Here is a 7,076-nt window from a genome sequence, read left to right as displayed (position 1 = left end):
GCGGCGATGGTCGCGCGGATGCCTGCCGGGGTGAGGAGGTTCCCCGCCGCCGCGGGGTCCGCGGGCTCCGTGGGGTCCGTGTCGGCGCCCCGCCAGCTCGACCAGCCACACCCCGTCGGGGAACTTCGCGGGGCTCGTCCATGTCTGAGCCGCTTCGAGGGCCGCCTCGAGGGCCGCTTCGAGGGCGAGCCGGGTCTTGCCCACGCCACCCGGCCCGGTGAGCGTCACCAGGCGGCTCACGGCGAGCAGGTCACGGACGGCGGCCAGCTCACCGCCCCGGCCGACGAGGTCGCTGAGAGCCGCGGGCAGGTTCGTGACCGGCCTGTGCGGGGTGGCGCGCATGTCCGTAGTGGCGGGCACGTCGGAAGTGGCGGGTATATCAGCAGTGGCCGCCATGTCCGGAGTGGCGGGCACGTCGGGAGTGGCGGGCATACCCGAAGAGACGGGCGCGTCCGGAGAGGCCGCCCCACCCGAGGTGGCGGCCCGCCCAGAGGTCGCGGGCCGCCCGGGAGTGGGTGCGCCGGGAACGGGCCCGGAGAGGACCGTGGAGGGCCCCGTCAGGGGATGGGCGGACAGGGCGGGGTCGTGGCGCAGGATGGCCTCGTGCAGGGCCCTGAGCTCCGGTGACGGGTCCAGCCCCAGCTCGTCGGCCAGCAGGGTCCGCAGCTCGCCGTAGCTGGCCAGGGCCTCGCTCTGGCGGCCATGCCGGTAGAGGGCGAGGATGTGCAGCGCGCGCAGCCGTTCGCGTAGCGGGTGGAGAGTCACGAGACCCGCGAGATCGGTGTCCTCGCCGAGCGCCAGCCGCGCCTCCGCCCGCTCCTCGAGGGCCGCCAGCCGCGCCTCCTCCAGGCGGGCGATCTCCGGCCGGGCGAAGCCCGCGTCGGCGAACTCCGCGTACGCGGGCCCTCGCCACAGTGCCAGCGCCTCGTCCAGCCGCTCCAGCCGCCCCCTCAGCCGTACGACCTCCGCCTCCCCCGGCCCCAGCCGTACGCCCGCCGTCTCCCCCGGACCGCCCCTGGACCCGGGGGCGGTGCGGCCGAGGAGGGCGAGGAAGCGGGACGCGTCCGTGTCCGCCGGCGCCAGGAGGTAGCCCGCCGGCCCGTACGTGATGAGCCCAGGGACGCCGAGCGCCCGCCGGAGCTGCGAGACCCGGGCCTGGAGCGTGCCCGCCGGGTTGCGCGGCAGCCGCTCCCCCCACAGGTCGTCGATGAGCCGGTCGGCCGGCACCGGGCCGCCTCCGTGCGCCAGCAGGTCGGCCAGCAGGGCACGCACCTTCGGCTCGGCCACCCGGACCGGGCCGCCGTCGTCCGCCCACACCGCGAGCGGGCCGAGCACACCGAAACGCACCACGATGATGGACAACCCGTAGCGGGCCCGAAGGAATTCCGTAGCGGCCCGGCGCAGGCTGGCCGCATGACTGATGTGACGGTGATCGGCCTCGGGCCGATGGGCGCGACGATGGCGGCGACCTTCCTCGCCGCGGGCCACGACGTGACGGTGTGGAACCGCACGGCGAGCAAGGCCGAGCCGCTGGTGGCCAAGGGGGCGAGGCTCGCCGCCTCCCCCGGCGACTCGGGCGAGCTGCTGGTGATCAGCCAGCTCGACTACCAGGCGATGTACGACAGCTTCGGTGACCTGCGGCTGGACGGGAAGGTGCTGGTGAACCTCAGCTCCGGCACCCCGGAGGAGCTGCGGGAGGCGGCCCGCTGGGTGGCCGGGCGCGGCGGCGTTCTCGTGACGGCCGGGATCATGGTGCCGCCCCCCGGCATCGGACAGCCCGGCGCGTACGCCTTCTACAGCGGCCCCAAGGACGCCGTGGACCGGCACGCCGAGACGCTGCGAGCCCTGGGCGACGTCCACTACATGGGCTCGGACGAGGGCCTGGCGATGATGTTCTACCAGGCCCAGCTCCTGGTCTTCTGGTCGAGCCTGACCAGCTACATGCACGCGCTCGCGCTGCTCGGCTCGGCCGGGGTGGAGCCCGCGGTGTTCATGCCGTACGCGCAGGAGACGTTCACCCAGCTCGGCGGCGACGGCCCGATGGGGTTCGCGAAGATCCTGGCCGAGGAGGTCGCGGCCGGGGTGTACCCGGGCGAGCTCAACAGCCTCACCATGCAGGCGGTCGGCATGGGCCACGCCGTCCACGCGCTCCGTGACGCGGGGGTGGAGACCACGGTGCCCGACGCGCTGAAGGCGCTCTTCGAGCGCGCCGCCTTCACGGAGGGGCGCGGCCAGGAGGGCCTGGGCACCGTGTTCGAGTCGATCAGGAAGCCGTAGCGGCCGGCGCTCCTGTTACGTTACGTCTCATTTGACCTAGGTCGGCAAAGGGCGCGAATGAGACAACATGTGAGTATTCCGCTGCCGGACGGCAGCTCGCTGGCCGCGACCGTGGCGCTGCCGGAAGGGGAGGCGCCGCCGGGAGGATGGCCGGGCGCCGTGGTCGTCCACGAGATCTACGGCATCGAACCCGACATGCTCGACGTGGTGGACCTGTTCGCCGCGCACGGGTACGCGGCCGTCCTTCCCGACCTGTACAGCCACGGCAGCAGGATCGGCTGCCTGGCCCGGGCCATGCACCAGCTCTCGACCGGCAGGCCGGGCCGGCCAGCCGCCGACATCGACGCGGCCCGGGCCTGGCTGGCCGGTCGCGACGACGTCGACGACGACCGGCTCGGCGTGATCGGGTTCTGCATGGGCGGCGGGTTCGCCCTCGCGTACGCGGCGAGCGCGCCGCCCGGCGTGCGGGCCGCCTCGGTGAACTACGGCCTGGTCCCCCGCGACCGCGATGAGCTGCGGCCGGTGTGCCCGGTCGTGGGCTCCTACGGCGGCCGCGACCAGGGGTTCCGTTCGCACGGCGCCCGCCTGCGCGAGCACATGCGGGCGCTCGGCATCGAGCACGACGTCGAGATCTATCCGGCCGCCGGGCACTCCTTCATGACCGACGGCCACCACCCGGTCGCGCGGCTCGCGCTGTTCCCCCTGAGTCACGGCCACGTCGCCGCGGCGGCGGACGACGCGTGGCGGCGCACCTTCGTCTTCTTCGACGAACACGTCGCCGGCCACGCGTAGCGCCCCGGCAGCCGTCTCAGTGGTTGGCGAGGAAGGCGAGCAGGTCCTGCCGGGTGATGAGGCCGGCGGGCTTGCCGTCCTCCAGCACCACCGCGGCGTCGGCCTTCTCCAGCGCCTCGACCGCGCGCGCCACCGGCTCGCCGCTGCCGATCGTCGGCAGCGGCGCCGACATGTGCTCGGCGATCGGGTCGTCGGACGACAGCTTGCCGTGGTAGAGCGCCTCCAGCAGGTCGCGCTCGACGATCGAGCCGACGACCTCGGCCGCCATGACCGGCGGCTCCTCCTTCATGACCGGGAGCTGCGAGACGGAGTACTCGCGCATGATCGAGATGGCCGTGCCGACCGACTCGTGCGGGTGGGCGTGCACGAACTCCGGCAGGCTCGCGCCCTTGCGCGCCAGCACGTCGCCGACCAGGCCCTCGTCCGAGGTCTCGGTCAGGAAGCCGTAGTCGGCCATCCAGTCGTCGTTGAAGATCTTGGACAGGTAGCCGCGCCCGCCGTCGGGCAGCAGCACGACCACGACGTCGTCGGGCCCGGCCTTGGCCGCCACCTGGAGCGCCGCGACCACGGCCATGCCGCACGAGCCGCCCACGAGCAGCCCCTCCTCCCGGGCGAGGCGGCGGGTCATGTTGAAGGAGTCCTTGTCGGACACCGCGATGATCTCGTCGCAGATCCCGGTGTCGTAGGTGGCGGGCCAGATGTCCTCGCCGACGCCCTCCACGAGGTACGGCCGGCCGGAGCCGCCGGAGTAGACCGAGCCCTCGGGGTCAGCCCCGATGATCTTGACCCGGCCGCCGGAGACCTCCTTGAGGTAACGGCCCGTGCCGCTGATCGTGCCGCCGGTGCCGATGCCGGCCACGAAGTGGGTGATCCTGCCCTCGGTCTGCTCCCACAGCTCGGGCCCCGTCGAGTGGTAGTGGGAGTCGGGGTTGTTGACGTTGGAGTACTGGTCGGGCTTCCAGGCGTTGGGCGTCTCCCGGGCGAGCCGGTCCGAGACCGAGTAGTACGACTCGGGGTGGTCCGGCGCGACCGCGGTCGGGCAGACGACCACCTCGGCGCCGTAGGCCCGCAGCACCGCGATCTTGTCCTGGGCCACCTTGTCCGGCACCACGAACAGGCACCGGTAGCCCTTCTGCTGGGCCACGATGGCCAGGCCGACGCCCGTGTTGCCCGAGGTCGGCTCGACGATGACACCACCGGGCCGCAGCTGGCCGGACGCCTCCGCGGCCTCGATCATGCGGACGGCGATCCGGTCCTTGACCGAGCCGCCGGGGTTGAAGTACTCGACCTTGGCGAGCACCTGGGCGGGCACCCCCGCGGAGACCTTGTGCAGCCTGACGAGCGGCGTGTTGCCCATGAGCTCGACCAGGGAATCGTGTACGCGCACCGAGGTGTTCACCTTCTTTACCAAAGCTTGATCAGCTTGCCCGTCGCCGAGGACCCGTGGGGGTGGCGGGCGCTCGGCTAGTTTTCAAGCAAACGCTACCGCCGAGTTCGGATGAGGGGAGCACCCACATGGTCTGGGCAGCGGGGGTGGCGAGGGCCGCCCGGAAGATCGCCATCGCGGCGGCCCTCGGAGGCGGCGGGCTGACGGCCCTGGGGGCCACGGCGTACGGGCTGCTGATCGTGGAGAGCCTGGTCGCGCGCAAGGTGATCGGCCGACCGCACGGCCTGGACGGGCCACCCTCCGACGGCGTGTACGGCGCCTACCCGGGCCCTCCGGTGCGGCTGGTGATGCTGGGCGACTCCACCTCCATCGGGCTCGGCGTGAGCTCTCCGGCCAAGACGCCGGGGGTGCTCATCGCGGAGGGCCTGGCGCACGTGGCCGAGCGGCCGGTGCGGCTGGACGTCCTCGGCAAGTCGGGCGCGCCGTCGGCGGCGCTGGTCGAGCAGGTGGACCAGGCGCTGCGACTGGACCCGGACGTGGCGGTCATCTTCGTCGGCGCGAACGACGTGGTGACGCAGACGCCGCCCGCGATGGCCGTGCGCCATCTGGTCAAGGCCGTGCGGCGGCTGCGGGAGGCGGGCGCGGAGGTGGTCGTCGGCACCTGCCCGGACCTCGGCACCGTACGGCCGATCGCGCAGCCCCTGCGCTGGGTGACGCGGCGCTGGAGCCGCCAGCTCGCCGCGGCGCAGACCGTGGCGGTCGTGGACGCGGGCGGCCGGACGGTGGCGTTCGCCGACCTCCTGGGCCCGGAATTCGATACAAATCCGGGCGAGATGTTCGGACCGGATCGTTTCCATCCATCTGACCGAGGTTACGCCTCCGCCGCTTACGCGGTGCTACCTTCTGTATGCACTGCGTTGGGGTTGTGGCCCGAACCGCGACCCGCGCGCGGCGAAGGACTGCAACCGATTTACCTCGCGGCGGCCACGGCCGCGGAGGAGCCCGGCACCGAGGTTTCCGCGACCCGGGTCGCGGGGCGGGCGACAGGTCCCTATGGCAGATGGGTGACGTTGTTCCGCCGCCGCCCCGGCGAGATGGTCAACGACGCCTGACACCGGTCACCCTCCGCTCCTGGGCCGTCACCCCTCGTCCCCTTTGGAGTGGATGGACCGTGCTCCGGCCTCTCGCGCAACCCGCCCTCGCTCTCTCCGGCGTCCTCGCCGCGACCACGGCCCTGGCCGGCTGCTCCGGCAGCGACGCGGCCACGGCGGCCTTCCCCGCCTGGAACGACACCCAGGTCAACGTCGTCAGCCGGATGGTCACCGCCGGCGGGGTGGTCGCGGCCACGTCGATGAAGCCCGACGGCACGCTGGAGACCGTCGCCACCGGCCTGTCCGACGGCAAGCGGCTGTGGGCGCACCCGGCCACGATGGCGGGCCGGCTGCCGGGCATGGGCGTCTCCGCCCCGGCCGTCGTCGACTTCCCCGGGCAGGGCGGCCGGCGCGAGGCCGTGGTGGTGGCGCTCGACCCGGCCCGCAAGGGCCGCTGGACCGCCACGCTCGTCGCCCGCGACGCCCGCACCGGGCAGCAGCGCTGGACGCGGCCGATCCACTCCACCTTCGGCCCGCAGCGCTGCGGCCCGTACGTGTGCCTGGCCGAGAACACCGCCCTGGCGTCGGCGCGCGTGGTCGTGCTCGACCCGGCCACGGGAGCGCTCAGGTGGAAGCTGCCGGGCATCGCCGAGGTCGAGTGGTCCGACGACGAGCGCGTGCTCGTGCTGCGCCTGGCCGCCGACCCGGTGATCGAGTCGTACGAGCTGAAGACCGGCAAGCCGCAGTGGCAGCAGCCGATCGAGCAGGCGCTCGGCCCGGGCATCGACCTGTCGGGCGGCTGGGCGTTCGGCGCGGCGGGTCCCGACCTGGTCGGCTACCTCGCCCCCTACACCAACCCGCGCACGAAGAAGATCTCCACGTTCGGCCTGTTCTCGGTGAAGATCGCCGACGGCACGGTCAACTGGATGCGGCCGTCGGTGGTGCGCGTCTACCCGAGCGGCAGCCCCGGCTTCGCGCCGGTGGTGCGCCCGGTCGACCAGCGGGGCGGCTACGGCGGCTTCGCCCGGCTCGACGCCGGCACGGGGCGGGTGGTCGGCCAGATCACCGCCGCCGAGGTGCCCGGCTCCGGCTGGTGGCTGGCCTTCCCCGACCGCATGGAGAAGCTGGGCTTCCTCAAGCACGACGCGAAGGGCACGGTCTTCGACCTCACCTCCGGTCGCCCGGTGCCGGTCGAGGAGGAGCGCGGCTGGTCGTTCTGCGTCACCGACCCCAAGCCGCTGCCGCTGCGCGGCCAGCCGGCCGGGTTCTACTCGGTGGCGGCCCTGTGCGAGTACGACCTCGCGACGGGCAAGCGGCTCTCCGGCGCGCAGGCCCCGCCGTCGTGGTTCACCGGCAGCCAGAACGGCTGGCGGCTGTGGCGCGACGAGAAGGGCGGCATGCACGCCGTCAACGACAACACCGCCCCGGCACCCGGCATGTACGGCTGACCAAAGTTCGCAAGGCGGCAAAAAGGCCAGATATCCCCAACACCGACGGGCACCTGGCTCCTCCACAGCGCTGGAATATAG

General features: G+C 73.2%; 6 protein-coding genes. 4 read left to right on the top strand and 2 right to left on the bottom strand.

Annotated elements, in window-relative coordinates:
* Positions 1 to 1,347: BTAD domain-containing putative transcriptional regulator (locus tag AB0H81_RS01810; RefSeq protein ID WP_358367778.1), on the bottom strand; the 1,347-nt coding region annotated here is incomplete at its 3' end.
* Between the two features lie 66 nt (positions 1,348 to 1,413).
* Between AB0H81_RS01810 and AB0H81_RS01805 the strand changes: the two genes are divergently transcribed.
* Both AB0H81_RS01805 and AB0H81_RS01800 read left to right on the top strand, forming a co-directional pair.
* A complete protein-coding gene (locus AB0H81_RS01805) occupies positions 1,414 to 2,277 on the top strand; it encodes an NAD(P)-binding domain-containing protein (RefSeq protein WP_358367767.1) in 864 nt (287 codons plus the stop codon).
* 69 nt (positions 2,278 to 2,346) lie between these two features.
* Complete coding sequence (locus AB0H81_RS01800; protein ID WP_358367765.1) at positions 2,347 to 3,069, top strand: dienelactone hydrolase family protein; 723 nt, start codon at positions 2,347 to 2,349, stop codon at positions 3,067 to 3,069.
* 16 nt (positions 3,070 to 3,085) lie between these two features.
* Here AB0H81_RS01800 and AB0H81_RS01795 read toward each other — a convergent pair whose 3' ends face one another.
* On the bottom strand, positions 3,086 to 4,456 hold the full coding sequence (locus AB0H81_RS01795) for a cystathionine beta-synthase (protein WP_358367762.1): 1,371 nt from the start codon (positions 4,454 to 4,456) through the stop codon (positions 3,086 to 3,088).
* Between the two features lie 128 nt (positions 4,457 to 4,584).
* Between AB0H81_RS01795 and AB0H81_RS01790 the strand changes: the two genes are divergently transcribed.
* Both AB0H81_RS01790 and AB0H81_RS01785 read left to right on the top strand, forming a co-directional pair.
* Positions 4,585 to 5,568 carry an SGNH/GDSL hydrolase family protein gene (locus AB0H81_RS01790; protein ID WP_358367759.1) on the top strand — a complete coding sequence of 328 codons (984 nt, stop codon included), beginning with the start codon at positions 4,585 to 4,587 and terminating at the stop codon, positions 5,566 to 5,568.
* Positions 5,569 to 5,627: 59 nt separating this feature from the next.
* A complete protein-coding gene (locus AB0H81_RS01785; RefSeq protein ID WP_358367757.1) occupies positions 5,628 to 6,995 on the top strand; it encodes a PQQ-binding-like beta-propeller repeat protein in 1,368 nt (455 codons plus the stop codon).
* Positions 6,996 to 7,076: the final 81 nt, after the last annotated feature.

This window comes from Nonomuraea sp. NPDC050691, assembly GCF_040654455.1.
Lineage (GTDB): Bacteria > Actinomycetota > Actinomycetes > Streptosporangiales > Streptosporangiaceae > Nonomuraea.
The sequence above is the reverse complement of the archived record's forward strand: the minus strand, read 5'-3'. Positions and strand labels throughout refer to the sequence as shown.